Origin of the sequence: Roseateles sp., assembly GCF_039595595.1 — a bacterium.
In the GTDB taxonomy this organism is placed as follows: Bacteria; Pseudomonadota; Gammaproteobacteria; order Burkholderiales; family Burkholderiaceae_C; genus Roseateles.
The window spans coordinates 202,742-217,687 of sequence record NZ_JBCNLG010000007.1 but is presented as its reverse complement, the minus strand read 5'-3'; the positions used below and the strand labels follow the sequence as shown (position 1 = coordinate 217,687).

The following is a 14,946-nucleotide window of genomic DNA, read 5'->3' as shown; positions in this document are numbered from 1 at the left end:
CCGGCATGAACGCATGACCGCTTCCAATCCGTTCACCGCGCCGGTCACGCTGACCGGTCCGCACGCGCGGCTCGAGCCGCTTTCCCCCGCGCACCTGGCCGCGCTGTCCGAGGCGGCCGACGATGGCCAGCTCTGGAAGCTCTGGTACACCTCGGTGCCGGCACCCGAGCGCATGGCCGCGGAGATCGACCGCCGCCTGGGTCTGCGCGACGCGGGCTCGATGAATCCGTTCGTGGTGTTCGACGCCGGGGGCCGCGTGGCCGGCATGACGACCTACATGAACATCGACGCGGCGAACCGGCGCGTCGAGATCGGCTCCACCTGGACGCGGGCCTCGTGCCAGCGCAGCGGCTTGAACACGCAGTGCAAGCTGCTGTTGTTGCGGCATGCGTTCGAGACGCTGGGCTGCATCGCGGTGGAGTTCCGCACCCATCGGCTGAACCAGCAGAGCCGGCGCGCGATCGAGCGGCTGGGCGCGCAGCTGGACGGCATCCTGCGCGCGCACCTGCGCATGCCGGACGGCACGCTGCGCGACACCTGCGTCTACAGCATCACCGCGGCCGAATGGCCGACGATCCAGACCCACCTGCAATGGCAACTCGACAAGCCCCGGAGCGCCTGATGGCCACGTCCAAGAAGAAGACCGTGAAGAAGGCCGCCGAGCCCAAGACGCTGAAGTCCTTCGACGCCGACGCGCTGTGGGCGCTGGCGCGGCTGGGCGCGCCGAGCCTGTCGCCCGATGGCGCGCAGGCGGTGGTGCCGGTGACGCGTTTCGACATGGAGAAGAACAAGGGCGCGACCTCGCTGTGGCTGCTGTCGACGCTGGGCGGCGATCCGCGCATGCTGACCGCGGCGGGCGAGAAGGACGGCCAGCCGCGCTGGAGCCCGCAGGGCGACCTGGTGGCCTTCGTCTCGCGCCGCGAGCAGGAAGGCGAGAAGGACGAGGCGCCGCAGCTCTACGTGATCCCGCCCGACGGTGGCGAGGCGCGCCGGGTGACGAAGATGCCGTTCGGCGTCGAGTCGTTCAAATGGTTCCCGGACGGGAAGCGGCTGGCCTTCGTGTCATGGGTCGATCCGGCGCTGAAGGGCCAGGCCGCGCAGGCGGAGCGCCGCAAGGCCGAGAAGGACCGCAAGGAATCGGCCTACGTGACCGAGGAAGGCTTCTACCGTTTCTGGGATCACGCGCTGCCGATGGGCCGCGTGCCGCATCTGCATGTGGTCGAGCTGGACAGCGGCGAGGTGCGCGATCTGTTCGAAGGCACTGATTTCGAGCTCAGCCGCGCGGAGCCGGACGCGGACACCTTCGACATCTCGCCGGATGGCGGCCGCATCGTGTTCAGCTTCGACCCGAACACGCCCAAGACGCTGGAGCATCGCAACGCGCTGGCGGAGATCGACGTGCGTTCGGGCCGGGCGCAGGTGCTGCTGCGCGAGCCGGCCTGGGATCTGGTCGCGCCGGTGTACAGCCACGCGGGGCATCACATCGCGTTCGTCGCCTGCCATCAGGGCTTGAAGCACACGATGCCGCAGCAACTGGGCGTGCTGGACACGCAGGGCAACTGGGCGGTGCTGTCGGAGGACTGGGACCAGGAGGTGGCGGCGCCGCTGCGCTGGGACGAGGACGACCTGGGCGTGCTGTTCTGTTCAGAGCTGCAGGGACGGCGGCATCTGTACCGTTTCGACGTGAAGACGCTGCATGCCTTCCCGCTGTGCGAGGGCGGCCATGTGGGCGCGTTCGCGCTCGAGGCGGGCACGCTGGTCGTGCTGCACGACAGCGCGTCCTTCCCGCCGCGGCTGTCGGTGGTCGAGCGCGAGGGCGACGCGCAGGAGCAGGTGCTGCACCGCATCGAGTCCTTCAACGACGAGGCGCTCGCGGGGCTGCGGGTCGGCGAGATCGAGGAGCTCTGGTACGAAGGAGCGCTGGGCGAGCTGGTCCAGATGTGGCTGTACTACCCGCCGGGATTCGACGGGAAGAAGAAGACGCCGCTGATGCACCTGATCCACGGCGGTCCGCACACGGCGATGGGCGACAGCTGGCACTGGCGCTGGAATCACCAGACGATGACGGCGCAGGGGTATGTGGTCGCGTGCGTGAACTATCACGGCTCGTCGAGCTTCGGGAATCGCTTCGCGGATTCGATCACCGGGCGCTGGGGCGAGCTGGAATTGCAGGACGTGGAAATCGCGACGGATCTGCTGCTCAAGCAGAAATGGGCGGATCCGAAACGGGTATTCGCCACGGGCGGGAGCTACGGCGGCTACATGGTCGCATGGATGAATGGGCATGTGCCGGCGGGGAGATACCAGGCATATGTCTGCCACGCGGGATGCTACGACTGGACCGCGATGTACGCGAACGATGCGTACCTGTGGCACGCGAAGGAACTCGGGACCGCGTATTGGAAGGATCCGGCGAAGGTCGCGGCGCAGAGCCCGATTGGATATGCCCAGCATTTCAATACCCCAACGCTGGTGATTCACGGGCAGTTGGATTACCGGGTGCCGGATGCGCAAGGATTGGCGTACTACAACACGCTGAAAGCGCAAGGGATAGATGCCAGGCTGATCTGGTTCCCGGATGAGAACCACTGGGTCATGAAGCCGAGGAACTCGAGGCTCTGGTATGCGGAGTTCTTCGAGTGGCTGAAGCGGTATGACGGGGCGCCGAAGACCGGCGGGAAGCGCAAAGGGAAGTAAGTCCCCGAGGATTTAAGAATGGGCCTGCGGTTGCAGGCTGGTTGAATGTGGCCGCGATTCTGCCGGACCGCGATGACCGTCGGGAGGCGCATTCGTGCCGGGTCTTGCCTCCGGCGCGACGCGGCAGCCGCGCCACGCCGGACACGCAAGCGAGCGTAAAAGACGTTTCTCCCCAGCCCGGTCAAATCCAACCAAGTCATCACCGATTCATATCGGCAGCATGAAGCCGATCATTCGCCGCTTGGCGCAAAGCCGATTCGCACGGGGTTTCGCCCGCATCGTGCCATCGTCGCCGATGACGAAAGGCGTTCACGCCGCAGAAACGAATCGCACCATCGAGTGCCACGCCCACGGTGGGACGAACGGAATGCGTCCGCAAGAATGCGCGCGTCTCACATTCCCGCCCCATTCCACATGTCCGCAAGCACGAGCCGCCCGCCCGCCCATTCCGCCTTGTTGGGCCTCCTGTTGGCCTCCACGCTCGCAGCTTGTGGCGGCGGCGGAAGCGACAGCGCCGCCACGACGCCTTCGACCGCCGGCTCCCCTGCACCTGGACCTTCTGCCACGCCGGCACCCGCCCCACCAGCGCCAGCGCCAGCACCAGCACCTGGGCCGGGTTCTGCTCCGGCTCCTGGTCCAGCACCTTCGCCCGCACCTGCGCCAGCTCCAACGCCATCGCCATCGCCGGCCCCCGCCCCCGCCCCCGCCCCGGCACCAACACCAACACCAACACCAACACCAACACCAACACCAACACCAACACCTGCACCTGCACCTGCACCCGCGCCGAGTCCTGCGCCTGCGCCTGCGCCGGCTCCAGCGCCCGCGCCCGCGCCCGTGCCTCCGCCGCCGGCATCCGCGATCGACTTCACCCTCAAGTGGACCGAACTCCACCAGACCATGGATGGCTTCGGCGCGTCCGATGCCTGGCATGGTCCGTTGACCACCGCGCAGGCCGACCTCTACTTCAGCCCCTCCTCCGGGATCGGCCTGTCGCTGCTGCGCATGGGCATCAACCGCGACGGCGGCACCTTCTCCACCTGGAACAACGCCAAGCTCGCCATCGCGCGCGGCGCCAAGGTCTGGGCGTCCCCCTGGTCGCCCCCAGCCAGCCTGAAGACCACCGGCGACCTCAATTCCGGCTCGCTGCGCAGCGACGCCTATGCCACCTGGGCCACCACCCTCGCCTCGTTCGTCACCAACTTCAACGGCAACGTCGGCACGCCCCTCTACGCGATCTCCGCCCAGAACGAACCGGACTTCGACACCAAGGGCGTCTACGACATGTGCCTCTACAGCTTCCCCGACATGGCCGCCTTCGTCGGCCGGCTCGGGGCCGCCGTCGCCGCGCTGAACCTGCCCTCCCCGCCCAGGATCCTGGCGCCTGAATCGGCGTCGTGGGACAAGCTCTGGAGCTATGCCGCCGCCATCAACGCCGATCCCGCCGCCCGCGGCTACGTCGGCATCTACGCCACCCACCAGTACGGCGGCGTCGGCAAGTACCAGGCGCTGAACAAGCCGCTGTGGGAGACCGAGCAGTCCTCGTTCGAAGCCTTCGATCCCTCCATCGCCAATGCGCTGAAAGTGGGCGGCTGGATCAACGAGGCGATCGTCTCGGGCAACGTCACCGCCTGGCACTACTGGTGGCTCAACGGCATCAACGACGACAACGAGGGACTGATCGGCAAGAAGGGCGACTTCCAGCTGACCAAGCGGCTCTTCGCCCTGGGCAACTTCTCGCGCTTCGTGCGCCCGGGATGGGTGCGGATCGGCGTCGATGGCAGTGCTGCCGGACTCCTCATCACCGCCTTCAAGAACCCCGCCACGGGCGAGTTCGCCGTCGTCGCCGTCAACTCGGGCGCCGCGACGACACGCACCTTCGCCATCCCCGGCGCCGACGGCAGCGCCGTGTCGGCCTACGTGACGGCCAACACCGCCCTGGGCGCCATCGGCACGGACGGCAACCTGTCGCTTGGATCGGCGTCGCAGAAGGTCCCGGCCTCGATCCCGGTGGCACAGGGCCGTTTCACCGCGCCGATCGCGTATGGCCTGACGACCTTCGTCGGAAAAACCAACTGACCCTCTCCCGACCCGCCGCCACACCGCCATGTCCCCTCGCGCATGCACCGTTGATCCGTCGAGCACCGTCCGGACCCTGTCGGCGGTCGCCCGCGGCTGGGCACTGCTGCCGTTTCTGCTGACGGCGTGTGGCGGCGGCGGCGACGGCAACTCAGCCAATCAGCCAAGCGCCAGCGGGCCCGCCCCCGCCCCCGCAGCTTCGCCTGCGCCCGCGCCAGTGCCCGCGCCGCCCGTGCCTGCACCGCCAGCGCCGGCGCCAGCAACCGGGCCTGCACCAGCACCAGCACCTGGACCAGCGCCTGCGCCTGCGCCTGCGCCTGCACCTTCGCCTGCACCTGGACCAGCACCAGCACCAGCACCAGCACCGGCGCCAGCTCCGGCGCCTGCTCCGACGCCAGCCCCCTGCGCGCTCCCGTCCTCGTTCTCATGGACCTCCACGCAGCCCCTGATCGCGCCGCAGTCGGGCAACTTCATGTCCATCAAGGATCCGACGATCGTCCGCTACAACAATCTCTATCACGTCTTCGCGACCGTCTTCGACACGTCCAGGAGCGCCTGGAGCGCCGTCTATCTGAACTTCAGCGACTTCTCCAAGGCCGCGAGCGCCGTCCAGGTGCCGCTGGCCGGCAAGCCGGTGGGCGACGCCGTCGCGCCGCAGGTCTTCTACTTCCGGCCGCACAAGAAGTGGTACCTGATCTCGCAGTGGGGCGCCAAGTACTCCACCAACACCGACATCGCCAATCCCGACGGCTGGACCGCGCCCCAGCCCCTGCTCAGCGGCGGACCGCCCAAGGCGCTCGACTACTGGGTCATCTGCGACAGCGAGAACTGCCACCTGTTCTTCTCCGCCGACAACGGCAAGCTGTATCGCTCCAAGACCCCCATCGGCAACTTCCCCAACTTCTCGGGCTACGAGACGGTGATGTCGGACGAGGCGCCGCGCCTGTTCGAAGCGAGCAACGTCTACAAGGTGGAAGGCACCAACCAGTACCTGCTGCTGGTCGAGGCCTACGGGCCGCGCTACTTCCGCGCCTGGACATCGACCAGTCTCGACGGTCCTTGGACGGCGCTGGCGGACAAGCAGTCGGCCCCGTTCGCGGGCGCCGCGAATGTGTCGTTCGACGGCCCGCGCTGGACCAACGACATCAGCCACGGCGAAATGATCCGCGCCGGCTACGACGAGACCCTGACCATCAACGCCTGCAACATGCAGTACCTGTATCAGGGCGTCGACCCGGCGTCGACAGCGGACTACGACCACCTGCCTTACCGGCTGGGCGTGCTCAAGGCGCGATGAAGCGGGCCGCGCCGGGCCGCGCCACTCACGCCTCGTTCCAGTCCACGTCCCCGCACAGCACCCGCAATCGCCCGTCCTGCCAGTACGCGACCGACACGGTCACGCACATCCTGGCCCCGTGCAGGCTCAGATAGGGCCGGGTGGTCTGCACCTCGCCGACGCTCTCCACCGCCCGCCTGAAGTACGGCCGCCGCGCCCAGCGCGCATCCCCGGCGCGCTCCATCGGCAGGAAGCGCGGATCGATCCGCGCCGGCCCGCTCGCCGGCACCGCCCTCGGGCCGAGCTCCCGCCCGTCCTCGTCCAGCAGGTAGCACATCTGCGCCCCTTCCAGCTTCAGGAAGGGCGCCGCGGCCTCCACCAGCGGCCTGCCCTGCTGCAGCGGCTGCAGCGCCAGCGCGACCGCCGTGCGGAACGGCGTCAGCCGGTCCAGCTGCTCCTGCCGCAGCTGCGTCTGCCGCTCGTTGAACAGGCTCCACACCCCCTCCAGCGCTTCCGACACCCCCGCCCCGTCCCGCAGGAACGGCGCCGGATGCCCGAACACGAAGCCCTGCACCAGATCCACGTCCGCATCCATCGCGAGCTGCGCGTCCTCCGCCGACTCGATGCCCTCCAGCAGCACCAGCGAGCCGCATTCGTGCAGCAGCGCCACCATCTGCGACAGCACCCGCGCCATCCGCTTCGAGCCGCGCGAGCGCCTCAGCAGCGATCGGTCCAGCTTCACGATCTCCGGCCGGATCCGCCAGATGCGGTCGAAGTTCGAATGCCCCACGCCGAAGTCGTCCAGCGCCAGCAGGCAGCCCGTCGCCCGGGCCGCCTCGACCGCGTCCTCGAAGCTCTCGTCGCGCGCCATCACGTCCTCGGTCACCTCGAACACCAGCCGGTGCGTCGGCAGCCCCAGTTGATGCACCACCTCCACCGCCCGCGCCAGCATCCGCACCTGCAGCGCCGCGTGCAGGAAGACCGCCGGGTGGATGTTCAGGAACAGCCAGCAGTCCGGCTGCTGCTGCGACACGAAGTTGTGCACGTGCAGCAGCCGGCACAGCCGGTCCAGCAGCACCTGCTCGTCGAAGGTCCCCACGCCCTCGAACGCCGTCACCGGCGTCACCGGCCGCCCGCGGTCGTCCTCGACCCGGATCAGCCCCTCGTACCCCACCGGCCGCCGGTGCGGAAAGCTGTACACCGGCTGGAACGCGCTCGTCAGCCGGTACTGCCCGTAGTGCCCGACCCAGCGCCCGCGCTCCTCCACGATCGCCCCGTAGAGCGCGCGCAGCATCGCCTCGACCTCGGCGTTCTCGCCGTCGTTGCCCCGCCCGTGATCCATGCGCCCGATCCCAACCTGATGGTGTCTCCGCCGCTTCGCGACCGCGAAGTCGTGCTGCCGCCGATGCTACGCCCGGCTCCCCGCCACCCGGCATGGATAATGCCCGGATGCCCCGGAGTTCAGGGGGAGGCCCATGCTGATCCAGTTCTTCTACACGCTGCGCGCCGCCAAGCTGCCCGTCTCCGTCAAGGAGTACCTGACCCTGCTCGAAGCGATGAAGGCCGGCGTCCTGGACGACGGCGGCGGCCCCACCGTCGACAAGTTCTACGCCCTCGCCCGCACCGCCCTGGTCAAGGACGAGGCCCTGTTCGACAAGTTCGACCGCGCCTTCGCCGCCTACTTCAAGGGCGTCGAACTGATGACCGACCTGGTCAAGGCGCTCCCCCCCGAATGGCTCACGAAGCAGCTCGAACGCGAACTCACGCCCGAGCAGCTCGCCCAGCTCAAGGCCCTGGACTGGGACGAGCTGATGGACACGCTGCGCCAGCGCCTGGAGGAGCAGCAAGAGCGCCATGAAGGCGGCAACCGCTGGATCGGCACCGGCGGCACCAGCCCCTTCGGAAACGGCGGCCAGAACCCGCGCGGCGTGCGCATCGGCGGCCCCGGCGGCCAGCGCAGCGCCGTCAAGGTCTGGGAGCAGCGCGCCTACCGCGACTACGACGACGGCATCGAGCTCGGCACCCGCAACATCAAAGTCGCGCTGCGCCGCCTGCGCCGCTTCGCCCGCGAAGGCTCCGACCTGGAGCTCGACCTGGACGACACCATCCACAAGACCGCCGCCAACGCCGGCATGCTCGACATCCGGATGATCCCGGAGCGCCACAACAAGGTGAAGCTGCTGCTGCTGATGGACGTCGGCGGCACCATGGATGAACACGTGCACCGCGTCGAGGAACTCTTCTCCGCCGTCAAGAGCGAGTTCAAGCACCTGGAGTTCTTCTACTTCCACAACTGCGTCTACGACTTCGTGTGGAAGAACAACCAGCGCCGCTTCAGCGAGAAGACCTCGACCTGGGACCTGATCCACAAGTACAACCGCGACTACAAGCTGATCTTCGTCGGCGACGCGACGATGAGCCCCTACGAGATCCTGCAGCCCGGCGGCAGCGTCGAATACAACAACGAGGAAGCCGGCGCCCAATGGCTGCAACGGCTGACGAACGCCTTTCCCAAGCACGTCTGGATCAACCCCGAGCCGGCCGGGGTCTGGCAGTACCGCCAGAGCATCTCGCTGATCCAGCAGCTGATGCAGCAACGCATGATGCCGCTCACGATGGGCGGCCTCGAACAGGCGATGCGCATGCTCAACCGATGACGGCACCGACTCCGAGCCCTTTTTCTTCCCCCCTCGCGCGGCGCCTGCTGCCGGTCCTCTTGATCGGCCTGGCCGGCGCGTTGCTGGGCGGCTGCTCGCTGCTCCCCACCGACCGCAAGGCCGAGCTCAAGGTCGCCGCCACCGAGGAGCCCGACGAATCCAATCCCAACGTCACGCGCAAACGCATCTCCGCCTATGAGTTGACGATCGAGGCGCCGCCCGAGCTGCGCTCGCTGCTGATGGCGCACCTGGACCTGGCGCGCTTCCGCGACACGCCCGAGGACATGCGCCTGACCGCCGCCGAGCTGCGCCGCCTGGCCGCCGTCGCGCCCGAGCAGGCCACCAAGCTGCTGGAGACCGCCGGCTACTTCAACGCCAAGGTGCGCACCGAGGAAGTCGGCGATCTCTCCGACGGCGTGCGCAACCTGCGCCTGATCGTCGACACCGGCCCGCGCGCGCTGGTGCGCCAGATGGACCTGCGCCTGGAAGGCCCGCTCAAGATCGCCGCCGAGCGCGGCGACAAGCTGGCCACGGCGCTCGAGCGCTCGCTGACGCAGGGCTGGCTGCTGCAGCCGCAGACCGGCTTCAGCCAGGGCGACTGGGCCGCGGCCAAGAACGCGCTGCTGACCCGCGCCCGCGCGCAGGGCTATCCGCTGGCCCGCATGACGCACAGCGAGGCGGTGGTCCAGGCCGACGACAACCAGGTCGACATCGCCGTGACGCTGGAAAGCGGCCCGCTGTTCACGCTCGGCGAACTGACCGTCGAAGGCCTGAAACACCAGCCCGAGGAGAGCGTGCGCCGCCTGGCCGGCTATCAGCTGCATCAGCCCTACAACGAGAAGCTGCTGCTGGACTTCCAGGAGCGCCTGGTCGGCACGCAGCTGTTCGACAGCGCCAGCGTCGAGATCCAGCCCGAGAGCGTCACCCCGCCGCCCGGCGCCGAGACCGTCGAAGTGCCCGTCACCGTGAAGATCCGCGAGGCGGCGCGCCAGCAGGTCACGCTGGGCGTGGGCTACCGCAGCGTCGACGGCCCCAGCGCCAGCCTCGAGTACACGCACCGCAAGCCCTTCGGCCTGAACATCCGCGAGCGCACCAAGCTCGAACTGGCGCGCAACCGCCAGGCCATCGACACCGAAATCAGCTCGCACCCGCAGCCCAACATGCAGCGCAGCCTGGCGCTGGTGAAGGTGGAGCGCCTGGAGAACGACGGCCAGACCAACCTCAACCTGAGCACCCGGCTCGGCTACGCCAAGGAGACCGAGCCCGAGGACCGGCTCAGCTACGTCGAGGTGATCCGCGCCTGGGAGCACAAGCCCGACCTGCCGACCACCGTGGCAGGCGCGGTCTCGCTGAACCAGCAGATGACGTGGCGGCGGCTGGATTCGCGCGTGCTGCCCACGCGCGGCTGGAGCGCGACCATGACCGTGGGCGGCGGCTGGGCCGACAGCACCGCCGAGCGCAACGGCCCCTTCGCCCGCGCGACGGGAAAGGTCTACTGGTACTCGCCGCTGCCGGGGCGCTGGCTGTTCTCGACCCGGCTCGAGGGCGGCCAGATCCTGGCCAAGAGCGGGATCGGCCTGCCCGAGGCCCTGCGCTTCCGCACCGGCGGCGACGACAGCGTGCGCGGCTACGGCTACAACGACCTGGGCCCGCTGGACCCCAACGGCAACCAGACCGGCGGCCGCGTGCTGCTCAACGGCAGCGTCGAGGTCTCGCATCCGCTCACGCCGCGCATCCCGCAACTGATGGGCGCACTGTTCGTCGATGCCGGCCAGGCCGCGCAGAACTGGAACGACTACCACCCCGCCTGGGCCTATGGCACCGGCCTGCGCTACCGCAGCCCGGTCGGCGTGCTGCGCTTCGACTTCGCCAAGGGCAACCTGGCCGACAAATGGCGCCTGCACTTCAGCGTGGCGATCAGCCTGTAATCCGATGAGCGACCCGCGCGACGACCTCCCCTCCGACTCGCCGGACGCGGCGCCCGCCGCAGCGCCGCGCCGGCGCCGCCGCGCGCGCGGCCTGCTCTGGGCGCTGCTCGCGATCCCGGTACTCGCCGGCGCGCTGCTGCTGGCGCTGACCTGGGCGCTCAAGACCGAAGGCGGCACCGCCTACGTGCTGGCCAAGGTGCCGGGCCTGTCGCTGCAGAACGCGCGCGGCAGCCTGCTGGGCGATTTCGACGTCGACCGCGCCGAACTGATCCTGCCCGGCAGCGAGGACCGCCTCGTGCTCGAGCACCTGCAGTGGCGCGGCGTGCGGCTGGCCTGGAACCGCTCGCCGCTGCTGTGGGGCGAGCTGCGGGCGGACCGGCTGGCCGTCGCGCGGCTGCGGGTGCAACTCGCGCCCAGCGCCAGCTCCGAGCCGGTGAAGCCGCCCACCAGCCTGCTCTCGCCGGTGGCGCTGACGATCGCGGATCTGGAGATCGGCGAACTCTTCGCGCCCGGCCTCGACCAGCCGCTGCGCGGCCTGCGCGGCAGCGCCTCGCTGGGCACGGACGGCGGCAGGCAGCATGCGCTCAAGGTCACGTCGCTGGGCTGGCAACAGCTGACCCTCGCCGGCGAGGCCCGCATCGCGACGCAAGGCGACCTGAAGCTGGCCAGCCGCTGGACGCTGCGCCAGCCCGCCGGCGACCTGCCCTGGACTGCGCCGTTCCAGCTCGATGGCCCGCTGCCCGACCTCGCGCTGAAAGGCTCGCTCGAGGCGGCGAAGCAGCGCCTGCAGGTGCAGGCCCGGCTGAAGCCGTTCGCGCCCTTCCCGGTCGCTCAGTTGGAGACGCAGGCCAAGGACCTGGACCTCGCCGCCCTGCTCCCGGGCACCGACGGGGTGCCGCGCACCGGCCTGACGGGCAAGGTCACGATGACGCCGAACGCGGATCGCTCGCTCAGCGTCAAGGCGGACCTGGACAACGACGGCGCCGGCCGGCTCGACCAGGACCGGCTGCCGCTGCGCGAACTGCAGCTGGACCTGCTGCTCGATCCGGCGAACTGGACCCGGCTGCGGCTCCCGCGGCTGGACGCGCGCCTGGCCGGCGGCGGACGGCTGCAGGCGGTCGGCCAGACCAGCCAGTCCGAGGGCAGCGTGCTCACGCTGCGCCTGACCGGACTGGACAGCCGCCAGATCGACGCGCGCTGGCCGCTGGTCCAGGCCCGCGGCGAACTCAAGCTCAGCACCCAGGCCAATCTCTCGAAGGCCTCGGCCGACCAGTCGCTGCAGGTCGAGGGCGAACTCGCCGGCCTGCTCGGTCAGGGCCGGCTGCAGGCGCCGCTGGAGGTCGCGCTGGCGGCCGGGCTGCGTGCTCAGTCCATCGAACTGCAGCGGCTGCAGGCGCGCTCCGGTCCGGCCACGCTGAAGGCCGAGGGCGAGTTCACGCTCAATCAGGCGCTCAGCCTCGCCGAGGGCTGGAAGACCCGGCTGGAAGCCTCGGTGCAGGGCCTGGATCCACGCCGCCTGAGCGCCGCGCCGGTGCCCGATGGCGCGCTCCCGCAGGCGCTCAACGGCCGCCTGCAGGCCGCGCTGCAATCGGTGCGCGGCAGCCCGTGGCCGCAGGGCAAGGCCGAGCTCGTGCTGCAGCCCAGCCAGTGGGAGGGCCTGCCGCTCAGCGGCCAGGTGCGCTATGCCCGCAACGGCTCGGCGGCGCCGGACCTGCTGGCCGACCTGCGCCTGGCCGACGCGACGCTGCAGGCGCGCAGCCGCATCAACGCCTCCGCGCGGCGCGAGCAGGTCGACCTCTCGATCGAACTCAACGCGCCCAAGCTGGCCAGCCTGCAGCCGATGCTGCGCGCGCAGTTCCCGCAGGCCACGATCGCGGGCGCCGCACAGGCGCAGGCGAGCGTCGTGCTGATCCAGCCCGGCGCCCGCCAGGCCCAGTACGGCAGCGACGGCAAGTGGCAGGTGCAGGGACTCGCGCTCTCCGGCGTGCCGGGGCTGCCCGCCAATGGCGGCAGCCGTCCCGCGCTGCAGCTCGAGAACGCCGCCGGCCAGTGGACGCTGTCGAGCCTGCGTGACGCCAGGCTGGCCTGGACGACGCAGCTGCGCGGCCTGCGGCTGCCGCAGCAGAGCACACGGCTCGACGAGGTCCAGCTCGAACTTGGCGGCAGCTGGGCCCAGCATCGGTTGACGCTGTCGGCGCAGGGGCAGGTGCCGCTGCCGCCGGTGCTGACGCAGCCCACCGCGACCAAGGTCGTCGCGCGCGCGCAGGCGGCGAGCGCGGCCGCCCTGCCCGGCGCGCAGACCGTGCCGCTGGACCCGCAGGGCGCGCGCGCGCGCCTGGCGCTCGACGGCGCGCTGGAGGCCGATCCGCTGCAGGCCTGGCGCCAGGGCGCGCTGTGGCAGGCGCGCGGACTGACGCTCGCGCTGGAGGCCAGCCAGCAGCCGACGCCGCTGCTCAAGGCGGGGCCGCTGGCGCTGGCGCTGCGGCTCGATCCGGGGCTGTCGCCGCGGCAGGCGACGCTCGCGCCGGGCCGGATGGAAGTGCTGGGCGCCGGCCTGCGCTGGGACCGGCTGATGTGGCAGACCTCGACGCTGCCAGCCCTGGCTTCGGGGGAATGGGATGTGCAGGCGGTGATGGAGCCGCTGGCCGCGGCACCAGTGCTGAGCAAGCTGCAGCCGGACTTCGGCTGGGGCGGTGACCTGCAGATCGAGGGCCGGCTGAAGTCGCGCCGCGATGCGCGCGGCCTGACGCTGGACGCGATGATCGAACGCACCCGCGGCGACCTGACGGTGACCGACGAAGTCAGCACCCAGCGTCTGGGGCTGACCGACCTGCGCCTGGGCGTGCTCGCGGACCAGGGCGTCTGGCACCTCGTGCAGGGCGTGGCCGGCGAGAACATGGGCGCGGTCGGCGGCGCGGTGACCTTCCGCGCGGCCAACGCGCACGCGCTGCCGGCGCCGGAGGCCAAACTCGAAGGCGGCATCGAGGCCAAGGTCGACAACATCGGCAACTGGGGCCCGTGGCTGCCGGCCGGCTGGCGCGCGGGCGGCAGCCTGGCGGCGACGCTGAACCTCTCCGGCACGCTGGGCGCGCCCGAGATCCGCGGCCAGGCCGGCGCGCAGAAGCTCTCGCTGCGCAATCCGCTGCTGGGCGTGGACATGCAGCAGGGCGAGCTCGCGCTGACGATGAGCGGCCGCGAGGCGCGGCTCGAGAAGTTCAGCGCCCGCGCCGGCAACGGCACGGTCAGCATGGACGGGACGCTGCACTTCGGCGCCCAGCCCAGCGCGGAACTGGCGCTCAAGGCCGACACCTTCGCGCTGCTGCAGCGGGTGGACCGGCGCATCGTGGCGACCGGCGCGGCGCAGCTCAAGGCCTCGGCGCAAGTGCTCGACCTGAAGGGCCAGTTCGTCGTCGTCGAGGGCCTGTTCGATTTCTCGCGCGGCGACGCACCGCAGCTCGACAGCGACGTGCAGGTGGTGCGCCAGAGCGCGCCGCCCAAGGCCGTCGACGGCAGCGGCAAGCCGATGCGGCTCAAGCTCGACCTCGACCTGGACCTGGGCAGACGGCTGCAGCTCAAGGGCTATGGCATCGACACGCGGCTGCGCGGCCTGCTGCATCTGGCGCAGGACGGACAGCCGCGCCCGCAGCTGACCGGCGAGGTCCGCAGCGAGGGCGGCACCTTCAACGCCTACGGCCAGAAGCTGGTGGTCGAACGGGGCGTGTTCAGCTTCGTCGGTCCGCTGGACAACCCGCGCCTGGACGTGCTGGCGATCCGGCCCGGCATGGAGAACGAGAGCGTGCGCGTGGGCGTGACCGTGACCGGCACCGCCACCAGCCCGCGGATCCGGCTGTACTCCGAACCGGACATGAGCGAGACCAACAAGCTGTCCTGGCTGGTGCTGGGCCGCTCGCCGGACAACCTCGGCCGCAGCGACACCGCGCTGATGCAGCGCGCGGCGATGGCGCTGATCTCCGGCGATGGCGAGAGCGCCAGCGACAAGCTGATCCACAACATCGGGCTGGACGAACTCTCGTTCAGCGGCGAGGGCGACGACGCGCGCGGCACGGTCGTGCGGCTGGGCAAGCAGGTCAGCCGCAACGTGTTCGTCGCCTACGAGCGCGGACTCAACGCCACGACCGGCACCTGGCAGCTGATGTACAAGGTCGCGCAGCGCTTCACGCTGCGGGCCCAGGCCAATGACTATCAGCAAGGCCTGGATGTGATCTGGCAATGGAAGTGGGAATAGAAGCAGGAATGGCCGCGCGCCGGACACGGGCGGCTTCCATGCGAGAATCCGCCGCTTTCGCGG

General features: G+C 70.1%; 8 protein-coding genes. 7 read left to right on the top strand and 1 reads right to left on the bottom strand.

From position 1 onward, the window contains the following. Positions 1 to 13: 13 nt before the first annotated feature. The 4 genes from ABDW61_RS11710 (at position 14) to ABDW61_RS11695 (ending at position 6,073) form a co-directional block, all read left to right on the top strand. Positions 14 to 622, top strand: a complete 609-nt coding sequence (locus ABDW61_RS11710; RefSeq protein ID WP_343638804.1) for a GNAT family protein — start codon at positions 14 to 16, stop codon at positions 620 to 622. Further along, positions 622 to 2,697, top strand: coding sequence for a S9 family peptidase (locus ABDW61_RS11705; protein ID WP_343638803.1), 2,076 nt, complete (start codon positions 622 to 624; stop codon positions 2,695 to 2,697). The genes ABDW61_RS11710 and ABDW61_RS11705 overlap by 1 nt, the downstream gene beginning before the upstream one ends. 837 nt (positions 2,698 to 3,534) lie before the next feature. Then, on the top strand, positions 3,535 to 4,776 hold the full coding sequence (locus ABDW61_RS11700) for a hypothetical protein (RefSeq protein ID WP_343638802.1): 1,242 nt from the start codon (positions 3,535 to 3,537) through the stop codon (positions 4,774 to 4,776). Positions 4,777 to 4,804: 28 nt separating this feature from the next. After that, positions 4,805 to 6,073: a non-reducing end alpha-L-arabinofuranosidase family hydrolase gene (locus ABDW61_RS11695; RefSeq protein ID WP_343638801.1), complete on the top strand. Its 1,269-nt coding sequence runs from the start codon at positions 4,805 to 4,807 to the stop codon at positions 6,071 to 6,073. Positions 6,074 to 6,098: 25 nt separating this feature from the next. Here the strand turns inward: ABDW61_RS11695 and ABDW61_RS11690 are convergent, their stop codons facing one another. After that, entirely contained in the window at positions 6,099 to 7,394 is a 1,296-nt protein-coding gene (locus ABDW61_RS11690) for an EAL domain-containing protein (RefSeq protein WP_343638800.1), read from the bottom strand. Between the two features lie 133 nt (positions 7,395 to 7,527). Between ABDW61_RS11690 and ABDW61_RS11685 the strand changes: the two genes are divergently transcribed. The 3 genes from ABDW61_RS11685 to ABDW61_RS11675 are packed head-to-tail and all read left to right on the top strand — an operon-like array spanning position 7,528 to position 14,883. Beyond that, positions 7,528 to 8,709: a VWA domain-containing protein gene (locus ABDW61_RS11685; protein WP_343638799.1), complete on the top strand. Its 1,182-nt coding sequence runs from the start codon at positions 7,528 to 7,530 to the stop codon at positions 8,707 to 8,709. Next, positions 8,706 to 10,637: a BamA/TamA family outer membrane protein gene (locus ABDW61_RS11680; RefSeq protein WP_343638798.1), complete on the top strand. Its 1,932-nt coding sequence runs from the start codon at positions 8,706 to 8,708 to the stop codon at positions 10,635 to 10,637. Before ABDW61_RS11685 ends, ABDW61_RS11680 begins: the two co-directional genes overlap by 4 nt. A 4-nt stretch (positions 10,638 to 10,641) precedes the next feature. Further along, positions 10,642 to 14,883 (top strand): translocation/assembly module TamB domain-containing protein, encoded by a 4,242-nt coding sequence (locus ABDW61_RS11675; protein WP_343638796.1) that lies wholly within the window; start codon positions 10,642 to 10,644, stop codon positions 14,881 to 14,883. The last annotated feature ends 63 nt before the right edge of the window (positions 14,884 to 14,946 follow it).